14 protein-coding genes are annotated in these 14,115 nt (G+C 72.0%); 5 read left to right on the forward strand and 9 right to left on the reverse strand.

The features are described from left to right. Nucleotides 1-145 precede the first annotated feature (145 nt). Both KGS77_RS02080 and KGS77_RS02085 read left to right on the forward strand, forming a co-directional pair. A complete protein-coding gene (locus KGS77_RS02080; RefSeq protein WP_242578403.1) occupies nucleotides 146-535 on the forward strand; it encodes a hypothetical protein in 390 nt (129 codons plus the stop codon). A 154-nt stretch (nucleotides 536-689) separates the two neighbouring features. Next, nucleotides 690-2,192, forward strand: coding sequence for a prolyl oligopeptidase family serine peptidase (locus KGS77_RS02085; protein WP_242578404.1), 1,503 nt, complete (start codon nucleotides 690-692; stop codon nucleotides 2,190-2,192). On the opposite strand, the gene KGS77_RS02090 is transcribed toward KGS77_RS02085, so the two are convergent. Then, nucleotides 2,152-2,724 (reverse strand): XRE family transcriptional regulator, encoded by a 573-nt coding sequence (locus KGS77_RS02090; protein WP_242578405.1) that lies wholly within the window; start codon nucleotides 2,722-2,724, stop codon nucleotides 2,152-2,154. The two genes, KGS77_RS02085 and KGS77_RS02090, sit on opposite strands and share 41 nt — an antisense overlap. A gap of 118 nt (nucleotides 2,725-2,842) precedes the next feature. Here KGS77_RS02090 and KGS77_RS02095 point away from each other — a divergent pair, with 118 nt between their 5' ends. Beyond that, a complete protein-coding gene (locus KGS77_RS02095) occupies nucleotides 2,843-3,712 on the forward strand; it encodes a DMT family transporter (RefSeq protein WP_242578406.1) in 870 nt (289 codons plus the stop codon). On the opposite strand, the gene KGS77_RS34535 is transcribed toward KGS77_RS02095, so the two are convergent. The 4 genes from KGS77_RS34535 to KGS77_RS02120 all read right to left on the reverse strand — a co-directional run bounded on the left by KGS77_RS34535 (nucleotide 3,668) and on the right by KGS77_RS02120 (nucleotide 7,522). Continuing rightward, on the reverse strand, nucleotides 3,668-4,576 hold the full coding sequence (locus KGS77_RS34535; RefSeq protein WP_277994176.1) for an acyltransferase: 909 nt from the start codon (nucleotides 4,574-4,576) through the stop codon (nucleotides 3,668-3,670). The genes KGS77_RS02095 and KGS77_RS34535 overlap by 45 nt on opposite strands. A 237-nt stretch (nucleotides 4,577-4,813) precedes the next feature. Continuing rightward, entirely contained in the window at nucleotides 4,814-6,301 is a 1,488-nt protein-coding gene (locus tag KGS77_RS02115; RefSeq protein WP_347404573.1) for a tetratricopeptide repeat-containing protein, read from the reverse strand. Continuing rightward, nucleotides 6,193-7,014 carry a hypothetical protein gene (locus KGS77_RS34845; RefSeq protein ID WP_347404424.1) on the reverse strand — a complete coding sequence of 274 codons (822 nt, stop codon included), beginning with the start codon at nucleotides 7,012-7,014 and terminating at the stop codon, nucleotides 6,193-6,195. Before KGS77_RS34845 ends, KGS77_RS02115 begins: the two co-directional genes overlap by 109 nt. 10 nt (nucleotides 7,015-7,024) lie before the next feature. Then, complete coding sequence (locus KGS77_RS02120; RefSeq protein WP_242578408.1) at nucleotides 7,025-7,522, reverse strand: DUF4231 domain-containing protein; 498 nt, start codon at nucleotides 7,520-7,522, stop codon at nucleotides 7,025-7,027. A gap of 239 nt (nucleotides 7,523-7,761) precedes the next feature. On the opposite strand from KGS77_RS02120, the gene KGS77_RS02125 reads away from it, so the two are divergent. Further along, nucleotides 7,762-8,322: a gamma carbonic anhydrase family protein gene (locus tag KGS77_RS02125; protein ID WP_242578409.1), complete on the forward strand. Its 561-nt coding sequence runs from the start codon at nucleotides 7,762-7,764 to the stop codon at nucleotides 8,320-8,322. 94 nt (nucleotides 8,323-8,416) lie between these two features. On the opposite strand, the gene KGS77_RS02130 is transcribed toward KGS77_RS02125, so the two are convergent. The 3 genes from KGS77_RS02130 to KGS77_RS02140 all read right to left on the reverse strand — a co-directional run bounded on the left by KGS77_RS02130 (nucleotide 8,417) and on the right by KGS77_RS02140 (nucleotide 11,453). Beyond that, the gene (locus KGS77_RS02130) at nucleotides 8,417-9,439 is read right to left on the reverse strand and encodes an alpha/beta fold hydrolase (protein ID WP_242578410.1); all 1,023 of its coding nucleotides are present in this window, start codon (nucleotides 9,437-9,439) and stop codon (nucleotides 8,417-8,419) included. Between the two features lie 508 nt (nucleotides 9,440-9,947). Continuing rightward, a complete protein-coding gene (locus KGS77_RS02135) occupies nucleotides 9,948-10,622 on the reverse strand; it encodes a DedA family protein (RefSeq protein ID WP_242578411.1) in 675 nt (224 codons plus the stop codon). Nucleotides 10,623-10,994: 372 nt separating this feature from the next. Further along, nucleotides 10,995-11,453 (reverse strand): DUF4442 domain-containing protein, encoded by a 459-nt coding sequence (locus tag KGS77_RS02140; RefSeq protein WP_242578412.1) that lies wholly within the window; start codon nucleotides 11,451-11,453, stop codon nucleotides 10,995-10,997. 316 nt (nucleotides 11,454-11,769) lie between these two features. Here KGS77_RS02140 and KGS77_RS02145 point away from each other — a divergent pair, with 316 nt between their 5' ends. Next, complete coding sequence (locus KGS77_RS02145) at nucleotides 11,770-13,137, forward strand: MFS transporter (protein ID WP_242587252.1); 1,368 nt, start codon at nucleotides 11,770-11,772, stop codon at nucleotides 13,135-13,137. A gap of 2 nt (nucleotides 13,138-13,139) precedes the next feature. Here KGS77_RS02145 and KGS77_RS02150 read toward each other — a convergent pair whose 3' ends face one another. Continuing rightward, the gene (locus tag KGS77_RS02150; RefSeq protein WP_242578413.1) at nucleotides 13,140-13,994 is read right to left on the reverse strand and encodes a fused MFS/spermidine synthase; all 855 of its coding nucleotides are present in this window, start codon (nucleotides 13,992-13,994) and stop codon (nucleotides 13,140-13,142) included. Nucleotides 13,995-14,115 lie beyond the last annotated feature (121 nt).

The following is a 14,115-nucleotide window of genomic DNA, read 5'->3' on the forward strand; positions in this document are numbered from 1 at the left end:
CGGTCGACCGCCTGATCCCCTGCGTGACGGGCCCGTGGGTGCCCAGCACCGCGACCGGCAACCTCGACCGGCAACTGCATCGCCGGCATCCGCACCTGCCTCGCCGGAGCGGTGCGGACGCCCTCCACCACACGGAGCAGACGCCATGACGACCACGCCCACCCGCGCGCCCTTCGGCACCTGGCGTTCCCCGATCGACGCCGCCCTCGCCGCGGCGGGCCGCGCCATCCCTTCCTGGCCCGCCTACGTCGGCCGGGAGGTGTGGTGGACCGAGACCCGTCCCGAGCAGGGCGGCCGGACCACGCTCCTGCGGGCTCCCGAAGCCGGTGGCTCCCCGGTGGACCTGCTGCCCGATCCCCGCTGGAACGTCCGCAGCCGGGTCGTGGAGTACGGCGGCCGGTCCTGGGCCGCACGGCCCGCCGACGCCCACCGGCCGCTGCGCGTGGTCTTCAGCAACTACACGGACCAGCGCCTGTACGCCCTCGACCTCCCAGCCGGCCCCTTGGAGCGGAGGGCGCCGTACCGTACGCCCTGACGCCCGACGACGCATCGCGCTACATCACGCCGGAGTTCTCCGCCGACGGAGAGACCGTGCGCTGCCTGCGTGAGCGGGCCACCGGTCCCCAGCCGACCGACATCGCACGCGACTTCGTCTCCGTCCCGGTCACGCACCCGGCCCAGCCCCCGCCGTGCTGCTGGACCAGGACTGTCACTTCCTCAGCGGCCCCCTCACCAGCCCCGGCGGCCGGAGCCTGGCATGGATCGGCTGGGACCATCCGCGGATGCCCTGGGACGGCACCGAGCTACGGGTCACGGACGCCCCGGCGGCCGGCCGCACCACTGTCTTCGGCAGCCAGGAGGACGGGCAGCAGGTCTCCGTCGTCCAGGCCGAATGGGCCGATGAGGACACCTTGGTCGCCTCCGGTGACCCCTCCGGCTGGTGGAACCTGTACCGCATCCGCCGCACCGAGGGAGCATGGGGCGCGCCGGAACCCCTGTGGCCCGTCGAAGAGGAGTGCGGCGGGCCCCTGTGGGGGCTGGGGTACCGCTGGTTCGTCCCCCTGCCCGACGGCCGGATCGCCGTCCTGCACGGCCGGGGGCCCCAGCGGCTCGGCGTGCTCGACCCTGCCACCGGCAAGGTCACCGACCACGCCCGCGACCTGGAATGGAACGGCGCCCTGGACCTCAGCCCCTGCGGCCACCGCGTCACCGGTATCGCCGGCAACGCCCGGCAGGCGGCTGCGGTCGTCGAGGCCGACCTGGTCACCGGCGAGGTACGTACGCTGTCCACCGCCTCGCCTCCGGTCGACGCCGCCTATCTGCCGGTGCCGGAGGAGCGGACGTACACCCATCCGTCGGGCCGGCCCGTCCACGTCACCGTCTACCCGCCGCGCAACCCCGGCTACACCGGTGGCCGCGAGGGAGAGCGCCCTCCGTACGTCGCGTTCGTCCACGGCGGCCCCACCATGCGGGCCCAGGCCACCCTGGACCTGTCCGTCGCCTATTTCACCAGCCGCGGCCTCGGTGTCGTCCAGGTCAACTACGGCGGCTCGACCGGATACGGCCGTGCCTACCGGGAACTGCTACGGCGGCGGTGGGGGCAGACCGACGTCGAGGACGCCACCTTCGTCGCCGCCTCCCTGGAAGGCTCCCACCAGGCCGATCCCCAACGGCTCGCCATCCGCGGCGGCAGCGCGGGCGGCTTCACCAGCGCCGCCGCCCTGGCCTTCGACCCCGAGCACACCTTCGCCTGCGCCACCATCATGTTCCCGGTGCTGGACCTCGTCGGCTTCGCCAAGGGCGGCACCCACGACCTTGAGGCCCACTACCTGACCGCGCTGGTCGGCCCGTACGACGAAGAGACCTACAAGGACCGCTCCCCCATCAACCACACCGACGCTCTCGCCTCCCCCTTCCTCCTGCTCCAAGGGCTCCGGGACCCCGTCTGCCCGCCCCCGCAGTGCTACACCTTCCTCGAACGCATCAGCCGCCGCGACATCGGCCACCAGTACATCGGCTTCAGCGCCGAAAGCCACGGCTTCCGCAAAGCGGCCAACATCATCGCCGCTCTCCAGGCCGAACTCCTCCTGTACGGCCAGGCCTTCGGCTTCACACCCGTCCTCGACCGCCTCCCTTCAGCCCTCCCGGGCCTCAGCGGTCGAGGGGAACCGTCACCGCCATCGTCATCCTGACGGGCACCGCGCCGTCGTTCCGGTAGCCGTGTGACGCCTTGGCCTCGAACGCCGCCGAGGCGCCGGCGGGCACGGTGTGCTCCGCCCCGTCCACGACCAGCGTCAGCTCCCCTTCGGCCACGTGGATCAGCTCGACCGTCCCCGGCGGATGTGCGTCCGAGGTGCTCAGTTCGCCCGGCATCAGCCGCCAGTCCCACAGTTCGAAGGGGCCGGGGGCCTGCGCGCCGACCAGGAGGGTGGTGTGGCTGCCGGCGTCGGTGGACCACATCCGTACGGCGTCACCGGGCGGCACGATCCGGACCTGCGGGCCCTGTTCGTGATCGAGGAGCGCGGTGATGCTGACGCCGAGCGCGTCGGCGATCTTGACGGTGGTGCCCACGCTGGGATTCGTACGGGCCTGCTCGATCTGGATGATCATGCCGCGGCTGACGCCGGCCCGGGCCGCCAGCGCGTCCAGCGTGTAGCCGCGCTCGGTGCGCCAGCGCTTGAGGTTGCGGGCGAGCGACTGGGTGAGCTGGTCCAGATCCGTCATACGCCTCGTCCCTCCTCCTCGTCAGCGAGGTTCAATATAATGAACCTCGGAGTAATTTTTACTGCACTATGGTGTGCTGCACTGCATCGTTCAGCTCACTGTACTGCGAGGTCTCTCCATGACTGCCGTCTTCGCCCTGGCCACGAGCCTGCTGTGGGGATTCGCCGACTTCGGCGGCGGGCTCCTGACCCGACGGATGCGGGCCCTGACGGTCGTGGTCCTCTCACAGGTCATCGCCGCCGTGGTGCTGGGCGCGGTCGTGGCGGCCACCGGCGGCTGGCGCGAGGCGGGGCCGGGGCTGTGGTTCGCGGTCGCGGCCGGCCTGATCGGGCCCGCCGCGACCCTCTGCTTCTACCAGGCGCTGGCGCTCGGCCCGATGGGCGTGGTCGCGCCGCTCGGCTCGCTGGGCACCGTGGCCGTACCGGTCGGCGTCGGCATCGCGCTGGGCGAGCGGCCAGGAGCGGTGCCGGCCCTGGGCATGGTGGTGGCGCTGACCGGTGTCCTCCTGGCGGGCGGCCCCCAGTTGCGCGGCGCTTCCGTGGAGCGCCGGGCCATCGTCCTCACCCTGGTCTCGGCCCTCGGGTTCGGTGCGGTGATGGCCCTGATCTCGCAGGCGTCCACGACCGTGACCGGGCTGTACCTCGCCCTGTTCGTACAGCGCCTGTGCAATGTCGCGGTCGGCGGGGCCGCCCTGTACGTGACCGCGCGCCGCGGAGAGCCGGCGCTGCCCGAGGGCGGCATGGCGGCGATCCGCTCCGCGCTGCCCGCACTGGCCTTCGTCGGCCTGGCGGACGTCGCCGCGAACGGTACGTACGCGCTCGCCGCCCGGAACGGCCCGGTCACCATGGCGGCGGTGCTCGCCTCGCTCTACCCGGTGGTGACCACCCTCGCGGCCCTGGGCTTCCTGAAGGAGCGGATGCGCGCCGTGCAGACGATGGGCGCCTCACTCGCCCTCGTCGGCACCGTGCTGCTCGCGTCCGGGGGCTGACACCCGCTCTCGTACGGGCGCCACCGCTCCCGTCCCGTCGCCGGCCACCTGCCCGCCGCCCGTCGCACCCGCCACGTCCGCAGCGTCCACCGCGTTCACCCGCTCCCCGGACGACGTCTGCGCCGCCGACTCCGCCTCCCACTCGGCCAGCGCGAGCAGTTGCCGGGGCGTGACGCCCTCGGGAATCGGAACCGGCGGCGGGGTGCGCAGCGGCGGCTGCCAGCCCGCCTCCGGATCCCAGGTACGGACGATCCTGGCGGGCGCGCCCGCGACCACCGCGTGGTCGGGGACCTCGCCCCGTACGATCGCACCGGCCGCGACCACCACATTGCGGCCCAGCCGCGCGCCCGGCAGGATGACCGCGCCGGTGCCGATCCAGCTCCCGGGGCCGATCTCGACCGGCTCGGTGCGCGGCCACTGCTTGCCGACCGGTACGTCGGGATCGTCGTAACTGTGATTGGTGGTCGTCACATAGACGTCGGGCCCGAAGAAGCAGTCGTTCCCGATGGTCAGCCGGACGTCGGCGATCACATGGCTGCCGCGCCCCAGCACGACGCCGTTCCCGAGGGTGAGGATGGGGTCGGGGCCGAGGTCCAGGTCCGGCATCATCCCGGCGGTGAGGGTGACGTCCTGGGCGATGATGCAGTGCTCACCGATCTCGATCCACGGGTCACCGAAGACCGTGCCCTGCGGGAAGGCCAGCCGGGCGCCGGCTCCCAGCCGCCGGAAGCGGTACGGACCGGGCCGCTCGGCCGTGACGGCTCCGGCCTCCCTCACCCAGCGCGCGCCCCGGTGGACGGCGCGCGTCACGGCCCGGCGCCGCCAGGCCGCCACGGATGAGAACACGTTCTGCTTCTTCGGCACCCGCACACCGTACTCAGCCCGTCCGCACCCCACGCCCGCGCCGCCCTGTGATCTTCGCCCCACCCGGAGCCCCACCCGGAGCCCCACCTGAAGTCCCGCCTGGAGTCCCCACCCGGATCACCGAGCCGCGGCACGCGGTCCGGGCCGCTCGGTACGCGCGCCGGCCCGGTACGGATCACCGCCGCCCGTCCACCATCCGCAGCAGCGGCTCCACCACCTCCGCCGGGTCCCCCGCCGTCAGGTACAGCACGAGCTGTTTGCGGATCGAGGACAGCGCCTGGCCGTTCGCGGCGTGGACGGCCAGGGCGTAGTGCCGGGCGGCATCCGCCAACGGGCCGCCGCCCGGAGTGCCGTCACGCGCGGCGCCGTCACGCGGGGTGCCGTCACGCGGGTGCCGTCACGCGGGGTGCCGTCACGCGCGGCACCGTCACGCGCGCCTTCTCCATGTGAAGCGCCGTTCGGGCGGCGGCGCAGAAGGTGCTCGTTGAGGGCGATTTCGCCGAGGGTGGCGTGTTCCCACACGTTGCGCGGGCCGGGCCGGCGGCGGACGGCGAAGCGTACGACCGGCAGCAGGTCACGTGCCGCGTCCAGGTCCTCGGTACCCCCGCCGAAGTACTGGGCCCGCAGCCGCAGCAGCGACACGGCGTTGATGCCGGGGTAGTAGTCCCCCGGGTCGACGGCCGTGCCGTTGCTGTAGGCGTCGATCGCCCGGGCGAGGTGTGCCTCGTGCTGCCGCTCGCCCAGTTGGAGGGAGAGCAGCCAGGTCTGCTTGGCGGCGCTGCCCAGCAGTGCCTGGGTCTCCGAGGACTGCGGATGCCGCTGGTCCAGCCGCAGCAGGCGCAGTTCGGCCTCGCGCAGGTCGGCCAGCCGCTGTGCGCTGGTGGGGGCCTCGCTGTGGATCAGGGTGAGCGCGTACTGCTGCTGGAGGCGTATCCGGCTGAACGCCGTGTCGGCGGCGGCCGGCTGCTCCAGGACGGCCCGGCCCGCCTCGTAGCGCCCCAGCGAGACCAGGGCCAGGCCGGTCATCTCCAGCAGCGCGTGCCGGCTGTCCAGCGGGAGGTCCTGAGCGCACAGCTCCCGCGCCAGCGCGGTGAGCCGGTGTTCGTCCCGCAGGTCCACGGCGAGCGAGATCTGTTCGGTACGGCGGGTCAGGGCCCGGCTCAGTCCGGGGTCGGGGCGGGCCGGCAGCCGGACCGGTTCCAGATGGGGGAAGACCGCCCATACAGGGCTGCTGGTCTCACCGCAGGAGCCGTTCAGCGCGGCTCTGACCGTACGGATCGCGGCGACGGCCTGCCGGTCGCTGACCGTCTTCATGCCCCGGTCGTACGGGTGCACCCGCGCGTGGTTGATGTCGAAGGGGGCGGTCACCCAGCGGGGCGCCAGCAGCAGGGTGCCGGAGGGGACCCAGGCGTGCCGGACGCCCAGCTCCCAGAAGACGTTCGGGTTGAGTGTCGCCAGGTCGGCGACGAACAGGTCGGACCGGTTGATGTCCGACAGCATGTTGATGTCGATGGTGTCGAGGTGGGACTCGATGTCGGAACGGATCGGCCGGTACCCGCTGTCGTACAGGGCGGGTACGAGCACCCGCCGCCAGGTCTCGTCCGCCTCCAGGCGGTTCAGGCCGCGGGTGGCGTCGGCCCTGGTTCCGTACGGCATCGCGACGAAGGCGGCCGGGGTCTCCTCGCGCCGGGCCGTGGGGTCCAGGCGCAGCACGAGGAAGCCCATGGACTCGGCTCCGGCGGCGAGGTTCTCGGTGTGGTCCTCGCCGTCCCTGCGGCCGGCGCTGACCACGACCACGACGAGTTCCTCACCGTCCTCGTCCGCGTCGCCGTCCTTTCCCCCGACGCCGTCTTTTCCTCCGCTGCCGCCCTCGCCGCCCTCGCCGTCCGTTCCCTCGCGGTTGGTCCCCCGCGATCCGCCCCCTCGGCGAGTGCTCGCCGGGCGTCCGCCAGGATGGCGCGGTTGACCTCCTTGAAGCCGGCGTCGTCCGCGCGGGTCCCCGCCAGGGGCACCACCTCGACGGCCGGCCCGGCGCCGTCCCCGTCCGTGTCTCCGCCCCGGCCTCCGTGCCCGAACCCGTCCGCGTGCCCGAACCCGTATCCGTCCGCGTGCCCGTGCCCGTACCCGTACCCGCGCCCGTCCGTGTCCGCCGCCGTCAGCGCGCGGAACCGTTCTTCCCAGTCGCGGCCCTTGTCCCGGACCGAGGCGGCCACGAACGCCTCGACGTCTTCGGTGACCAGCAGCCGGACGTGTGCCTTGGCCTTGCGCGCGGCAGCGGCGGCCAGCAGGTCCGTACCGGCCGCCGCGGAACCGATCGCCAGCCGTGGCCGCAGCCCGGCGAAGAGCCGGTCCAGGCGCTCCTCCAGCCAGTCCTCGCAGGCCGGTGGGAACTGGCCGTCCGGGGCCGACGGGCGCCGGCCCGCGAAGACCACGATCACTGCCTTCTCCCTAAGAAGCCGGCCGTTGTACGGGCTGGGCGGTGACCTGCGCCCACTGGGTGTTCTCCTGACTGGTGAGCGCCTCCACCCGCTCGGCCAGTACGGTGTCGGCGGCCGTCGGGTCCCCGTACGGCCCGGCATGAGCCAGGTAGAGGTACTGCTCGTGGCGGAGCGCTTCGCACACCGAGCGGTAACCGATCCAGTTCTCCTGGTACTTGTACAACTGCTGCGCCCCTTCGATGACCGCCACCAGCGCCCCCATGAGCGCGACCGTCCACGACGGCGCGGACGCGGCCACCGCGACCGGCAGCCCGGCCGCCAGCGCCAGGGTGGCCAGCTTCAGCCGCTTGAACCACTGCTGGGCGGTGCCGCTCTTGCGGTCGTACCAGCCGATCTGGTCCTGCAGCCGCTCCCAGGTGATGTCCGCCGGGTCCGCGGTACGCAAGAGCTGCCGGTCCTGCCGGTTCTCCCGGTCCTCCCGGGGACCGGGTACGCCGGACTGGTTCATCGCCGCCCCCTGACCGCCACCGGTCGCCATCGGTCGCCACCGGCCGTCGCCGCCGCCCGACACGTCCTGCCCAGGGCAACGATGCCGGAGCCGGGCAGGCGCGACAAGGGTGACAAGGGTGGGCCCGCTCGCCGTCCGGCACGGCGTCAGGCGTACGGTGCACGGAACTCGGGATACGGGACGCGGGATACAGGACGCGGCCGTCGGCCGGGCACGACCGAGCACTGGAGGAACTTCCCATGGCGGACCGGGCACTTGTGGCGGGCTTTGGCGGCAGAACGCCCCGTATCGACGCCGAGGCGTTCACCGCGCCCTCGTCCGTCGTCCTGGGCGAGGTGACGATGGCGGCCGGTTCGAGCCTCTGGTACAACGCGGTGCTGCGCGGCGACTGCGGCCCCATCTCGCTGGGGGCGGACAGCAATGTGCAGGACAACGCCAGCGTGCATGCCGACCCCGGTTTCCCCGTGACGATCGGGGCGCGGGTGACGGTTGGGCACAACGCCGTGGTGCACGGCTGCACGGTCGAGGACGACTGCCTCATCGGTATGGGAGCCACCGTCCTGAACGGCGCGGTCATCGGCGCGGGCTCACTGGTGGCCGCGCAGGCGCTGGTGCCGCAGGGCATGCGGGTGCCACCCGGTTCGCTGGTCGCGGGCGTCCCGGCGAAGGTCAGGCGCCCGCTGACGGACGAGGAGCGCGACCACGTCAAGCTCAACGCGGAGGGCTATCTGCTGCTCGCCCGCGAACACAGTGCGGCGTTCGGTCAGCCTGCTTCCGAGCCGCCTGTCGCCGGGGACTGACCAGCGCTCCGACCAGGCCGTACGGTACGGAGGACAGGCGGCGGCCGACGCCCGCCCCGTCCCCCGGGACCGGGACCGGAACCGGAGTCGCGGATCAGGAATTCTTCCGCGCCGGCGCCGGCACCGGGCCCTGCATCCGCTCGCTGATCCAGTGCAGCGAGTCGGCCAGCTTGTGGATGTAGGTGTGGCCGCTGTGCACGCCGTCCGGTATTTCGAAGAGCGTGGTGTGGATCGGCCCGCCGGTGTGCCGCCGGATGAATCGCTTCACACTGGGCACCGCGGGCTCCTTCGTCCCGAGTTCGAAGGCGAGATAGACGTCGGGCCCCCTATGGGCCTGAAGCTGCCGGGCCAGCCAGTTAGGGTCGTTGGCCCGCTTCTCCTTCGGGTGCCCCTTCCACATCGGCGAATCGGGCACGATGTCCGGGCCGTTGGCGATGACCGCCTTGAATTTCTTCGGGTATTTCAGGACGGCTTTCAGCCCGGCGAATCCACCGGAGGAGGACCCCATGAAGGCCCAGCCGTCCCGATTGGCGTACGTACGGAAATTGGCGCGGGCAAAGGCCGGCACGTCCTCGGCCAGCCAGGTGCCCATCTTCGGCCGGCCGGGGATGTCACTCCCGTCGAAATACCTCTTCGAGGGATTCAGAACCGGCATCACCATGATGAACGGCAGAGTCTTCCCGGCCGTCGACCACTCGGCGATCTTCTCCTGGAGCTTGAACGTTTCACTGCTCCAGTAATTGTTCGGGTACCCGTACGCGCCGGGCAGCGCGATCAGCACCGGGAAGGCGCTCTTGGCGTACTGCGCCTCGTTGTACTGCGGCGGCACCCAGGCCCAGATGTCACCGGTGAAGCCGGACTTCTTCCCCTTCCACCTGGTCCTGACGACCTCGGTGCCGTCGTCACCGGTCTCACGCTGCGTGACGAAGGAGGAGCGCGGCCCCGTCGGCATCATCGCCCTGGGCGTGCCGTTGCTGGCACCCATGGCGTGCGAGCTCAGCCGGGGCACGCCGGAGGCGTCGACCTCGTCCCGGTCCCTGCCGCACCCGGCGAGGAGCACCGAGGCGAGCAGGCTCGCCACAGCCACCGCCGCGGTACTGGCACGCAGGCACTTCATCGGGAGAACTCCTCGCCATCGCATGTCCGGCGTCCGGCCGCACGGTCACCGCTGTGACCAGCGCTTTGGGCGCAAGACACCAGAATAAGAACCTCGGACAGCCCGATCCGGCTCCCCTCGGAGCACGCGGACGAACCCGGGTGTCACGGGCCGCCCGCACGTACGTCGCGCCATCTCTCCAGACCGTCTGACGGTGTACAGGGACCCCGGGTTCCGTTCCGTCGGCCGGACCGGCTGTGATGTACGTCGCCGTAACTCCTAGTTGCGCCGTACACGCCGTACATAACGCTCTGTCCCGTATTTCACGGACTTGGAGTGTATCGGCACCGGTCCCGTGACGGCATGGCGGCCCACACTCTCGTCACGGAGGGTGATCTTGCCACAACGGGGGCGGACCACCGGCCGGACGGCAGCCCAAACGACCCGGGCCCCGTACCGGCAGGTCTGCTGCCGATACGGGGCCCGGGTGCCACTCACGAGACGACCGGCCGGTGACCGGTCGCCCTACTCAGTCGACGGGGGATCCGACCGCCGTCGAGGCCGAGGCCGACGCCGACGCCGCCTCTTCCTCACGCTTGGCCGCGGCCTTCTGCGCACGCCGCTTCATGACCAGGGCGGAGCCGATGCCGAAGAGCACTGCGGCTCCCAGCCCCCACAGCGAGAAACGGCTGAGCCAGGCTTCCGCGACCACACCGACGCTGTAGATCAGCGCGGTCGTACCGCCGGCCCAGATGATTCCGCCGAGCACGTTGGCGATGAGGAACTTCCAGTACGGCATCTTCAGGACGCCCGCCAGCGGACCGGCGAAAATACGCAGCAGCGCGATGAAGCGGCCGATGAACACCGCCCACATGCCCCACTTCTCGAACTTCTCCTCCGCCAGGGCGACATGGTCGGGACCGAAGTGCTTGGGGAATTTCCGGCCGGCCCAGTTGAGCAGCGGCTGACCGCCCTTGCGGCCGATCAGGTAGCCGATGGAGTCTCCGATGATCGCGCCGGCGCACGCGCACGCGCCGAGTATCCACGGATTGATGTGATCCTGTGTCGCGGCCAGGATCGCCGAACTGACGAGGACGATCTCACCGGGCAGTGGAATGCCCAGGCTCTCCAGACCGATGACCACCCCCACCAGGAGATAGACGCTCACGGCCGGTACGGTCTCGAGCCACTCCTGGATGTGCAACGCGCTTCCTCCGCCTGGTGTCGGGCCCCCGTGGGCCGTTGCTCGGCGTCCCCTGACGCCGACGAACGTGTTGAACGCCGCTGAACGCGGATGTCGTGCGCGCCACGGCGCGCGGCGCGCCCGGGCAGCGTACTCGATCCGCGAATGAGTTCGGCCCGTCGCACGGTACGCGACGGGCCAGGAGGGGCGGAAGTGACGACAGAGAACAAACGGATGACGGATGAATCGGGGAAAGCCGGAGGAACCGGGACCGGGACGGAAGCCGGAGGAACCGGGACCGGGACCGGGACGGAAGCCGGAGGAACCGGGACCGGGACCGGGAAAGGATCGGCGGACCGGCCACCGGCCCTTGGGGTCACCGCCGGTCGCAGATCACTTCTGGTTGGGCCGCAGCGTCCACACGATCGTCATCTCACCCGTCACCGCGCCGTCCTCGCGCGTGATGGCGACCTTCACCGGGAATTCGGGGCGCTCCCCCGCGTCGAGCTCGGCGACGATCTCGGCCGCCGGCCTGCCGAGTTCCGCGGTGGCGGTGACCGGCCCCATGGCCAGCTTCTTGTAGCCGATCTCGGCTCCTACGGCCAGCGGAACCGCGCGCGAGAGCTGGTCACCGAAGGCGGCCAGGACGATCGCGCCGCTCGCCGACTCCGCAAGTGTGAACATCGCCCCGGCGTGCGGCCCGCCCACGTGGTTGTGGAAGTCGGCCTGATCCGGGAGCCGGACCACGGCACGCTCGGTGGTGGTCTCGACGAACTCCAGGTTGAGGGTACGAACCATCGGCACGGTGGCCGCCATCATCTCGCCGATCGACGGCATGGTCTCGGAGGACATGGCGGCATGTTACCTGCGGGTAGCTTGAGCTGGGAAGCCCCGCCGGTGATGCGACGGACGAGTCGCATCCGGGCCCCGGATCCCCGTACGGCAGCCTCCCGGACCTCACGTACGGCCCGTTTCCGGTCTGTCACCGCCGTCGGCCGCCCGTATCGTGGTGCGTCATGTGGCCAGATCAGCAGACGCGCCCCACAGCCGTAGACATATCCGTGCCCGTAGACGTAGACGTAGCCGTATCCGTAGACGTGGCCGAAGCCGCACCCATAAGCGCAACGCGGCAGCACCACTCCCCCTCGCGGGTGCCGTCTTGGCGATAATGCGCCGCCCCGCCTGGGCGGGGCGCAACTTCACCCTGCTGACGGCCGCGGCCATGGTGGCGGGCCTGGGAAGTTCCGGTTCGCTGATCGCGACGGCCTTCGCCGTACTCGGGGCCGGGGGCTCCGCGACCGACGTGGGACTGGTCGCCACGGCCCGTACCGTCCCGCTCGTCGTCTTCCTCCTGATCGGCGGCGCGGTCGCCGACCGCCTGCCCCGGCACCGCGTCATGGTCGCCGCCAACGCCCTGAACTGCCTCTCCCAGGGCCTGTTCGCCCTGCTGGTCCTGGCCGGGGAGCCGCGGCTGTGGCAGATGGCGCTGCTGGCCGCCCTCGGCGGTACGGGTCAGGCGTTCTTCAGTCCGGCGTCGGAGGGCATGGTGCTCTCCAGCGTGTCCGGGGAGCATTCGGGACGTGCCTTCGCGTTCTTCAGGATGTCGATGAACGGCGCGAACATCGGCGGCGCGGCGCTGGGCGGCGCCATGGTCGCCACCATCGGCCCCGGCTGGGTCCTGGCCGTCGACTCCGCGGCGTTCGCCGTCGCGGGCGCGCTGCGGGCCTTCCTCGACGTCCGGCACATCCCCCGGCGGACGCCCACCGGCGGGGTCTTCCACGATCTGCGCGAGGGCTGGCACGAGGTCGTCTCCCGGCCGTGGCTGTGGGCGGTGATCGTACAGTTCTCGCTGGTCAACGCGGTCGTGGCAGCCGCCGAGGCGGTGTACGGACCGCTGGTCGCCGAAGAGAGCCTGGGCGGGCCACGGCCGTGGGGGCTGGCCCTGGCCGCGTTCGGGCTGGGTACGGTCGGCGGCGCGCTGCTGATGATCCGCTGCAAGCCGCGCCGCCTGCTGCTCGCCGGCACACTGTGCGTCTTCCCGCTCGCCCTGCCCTCGGCCGCGCTCGCCGTGCCGGTGCCGGCCGCCGTCCTCATCGCGGTGATGTTCGGTACGGGGGTCGCCGTGGAGGTCTTCGGCGTGACGTGGATGGTGGCGCTCCACCAGGAGGTGCCCGAGGAGAAGTTCTCCCGGGTCTCGGCGTACGACTGGTTCGGGTCGGTGGCGATCGTCCCCCTGGCCACCGCGCTGGCCGGCCCCGTACAGGACCTGATCGGGAGGCGGACGGCACTGTGGGGCTGCTCCGCACTGGTGGTGGTGCTGACGGCGGGTGTGCTGTGCGTCGGGGACGTCCGCCGGCTGACGCGCCGTACGGATCCGGTTCCGCGGCCGGGCCCGGAGTCCGGGTCGGGGCCGGTTCCGGAGGCGGACGAGGCACCGGGCAGGGTGCCCGTACCCACACCCGCCTCCGCGTCCGAGCCCCCGTCCCCGTCTCCGCCCCTGTCCGAGCCCGCGTCCCCGTCCCCGCCCTCCGCCTGATCTCAGCCGATGCTGAAGGCGCCGTCCGGAGGTTCCGGCGACGGTATGGCATCCGCGTCGCGCACGGGTGAGGCGCCGGCCATCAGCCGTCCCAGTGCGGCGCCGTGCTCCACCCGTGCGGGAAAGGCGTCGGCGGCGGTGCGCCGGGCCAGCGGCCCGACCGGCAGCGGCACCCACGAGGCGACCAGCACCGCGTTGCCGAAGCGACGGCCGCGCAGCACGGCCGGCTCGGCGATCAGACACAGGTGCTCGAAGACATGGGAGAAGTTGGCGAGCTGACCGCGCAGGAAGGCGAAGGGCGCGCTGTCGGCGAGGTTGGCCGCGTAGAGACCGTCCGGACGCAGCGCGCGGGCCACCGCGCCCGCGTACTCCAGGGACGTCAGATGCGCCGGCACCCGCGATCCCCCGAAGACGTCCCCGACGATCACATCCGCGCCGGCCTCCGGCGCCGCCTCCAGGGCCGTACGGGCGTCCTCGGCTCGTACCGCTATGCCGGAGCCCTCGGGCAGCGGCAGGTGTTCGCCGACCAGGGCCAGCAGTCCGCGGTCGGCCTCGACGACGGTCTGGCGGGAGCCGGGGCGGGTGGCGGCGAGGTAGCGGGGCAGGGTCAGCGCGCCACCGCCCAGGTGCAGTGCGTCCAGGGGACGGCCGGGAGCGGCGGCCTCGTCCAGTACGTGTCCGAGCCGGCGCGCGTACTCGAACTCCAGGTGCTCGGGCGCGTCGAGGTCGACGTATGACTGGGGCGCGCCGTTGACGGTCAGCAGCCAGGCACGCGGACGGTCCACGTCCGGCAGGAGCTTGGCGGTGCCGTGGTCCACGGGCCGGGAGACCGGTATCGGCTCGGATGCTTCGTCCACCGGCTCATTGTGCCGGTACGTCCGGGCGCCGGACGCCGGTGCGGCACGGCGGCCGGACGCCGGCGCTCGAATCCGGTCACGGGGGTCCGTACGGGAGAGAGGACCGGTGGGAGTCCTCGTG

The organism is Streptomyces sp. MST-110588, from assembly GCF_022695595.1.
Lineage (GTDB): Bacteria > Actinomycetota > Actinomycetes > Streptomycetales > Streptomycetaceae > Streptomyces.

Bases quoted from the DNA above. Each gene is read 5' to 3' on its own strand.
- KGS77_RS02080 (WP_242578403.1), top strand. From the start codon at position 146: ATGACGACCACGCCCACCCGCGCGCCCTTCGGCACCTGGCGTTCCCCG.
- KGS77_RS02090 (WP_242578405.1), bottom strand. From the start codon at position 2,724: ATGACGGATCTGGACCAGCTCACCCAGTCGCTCGCCCGCAACCTCAAG.
- KGS77_RS02095 (WP_242578406.1), top strand. From the start codon at position 2,843: ATGACTGCCGTCTTCGCCCTGGCCACGAGCCTGCTGTGGGGATTCGCC.
- KGS77_RS02115 (WP_347404573.1), bottom strand. From the start codon at position 6,301: ATGGGCTTCCTCGTGCTGCGCCTGGACCCCACGGCCCGGCGCGAGGAG.
- KGS77_RS02120 (WP_242578408.1), bottom strand. From the start codon at position 7,522: ATGAACCAGTCCGGCGTACCCGGTCCCCGGGAGGACCGGGAGAACCGG.
- KGS77_RS02125 (WP_242578409.1), top strand. From the start codon at position 7,762: ATGGCGGACCGGGCACTTGTGGCGGGCTTTGGCGGCAGAACGCCCCGT.
- KGS77_RS02130 (WP_242578410.1), bottom strand. From the start codon at position 9,439: ATGAAGTGCCTGCGTGCCAGTACCGCGGCGGTGGCTGTGGCGAGCCTG.
- KGS77_RS02140 (WP_242578412.1), bottom strand. From the start codon at position 11,453: ATGTCCTCCGAGACCATGCCGTCGATCGGCGAGATGATGGCGGCCACC.
- KGS77_RS02145 (WP_242587252.1), top strand. From the start codon at position 11,770: ATGCGCCGCCCCGCCTGGGCGGGGCGCAACTTCACCCTGCTGACGGCC.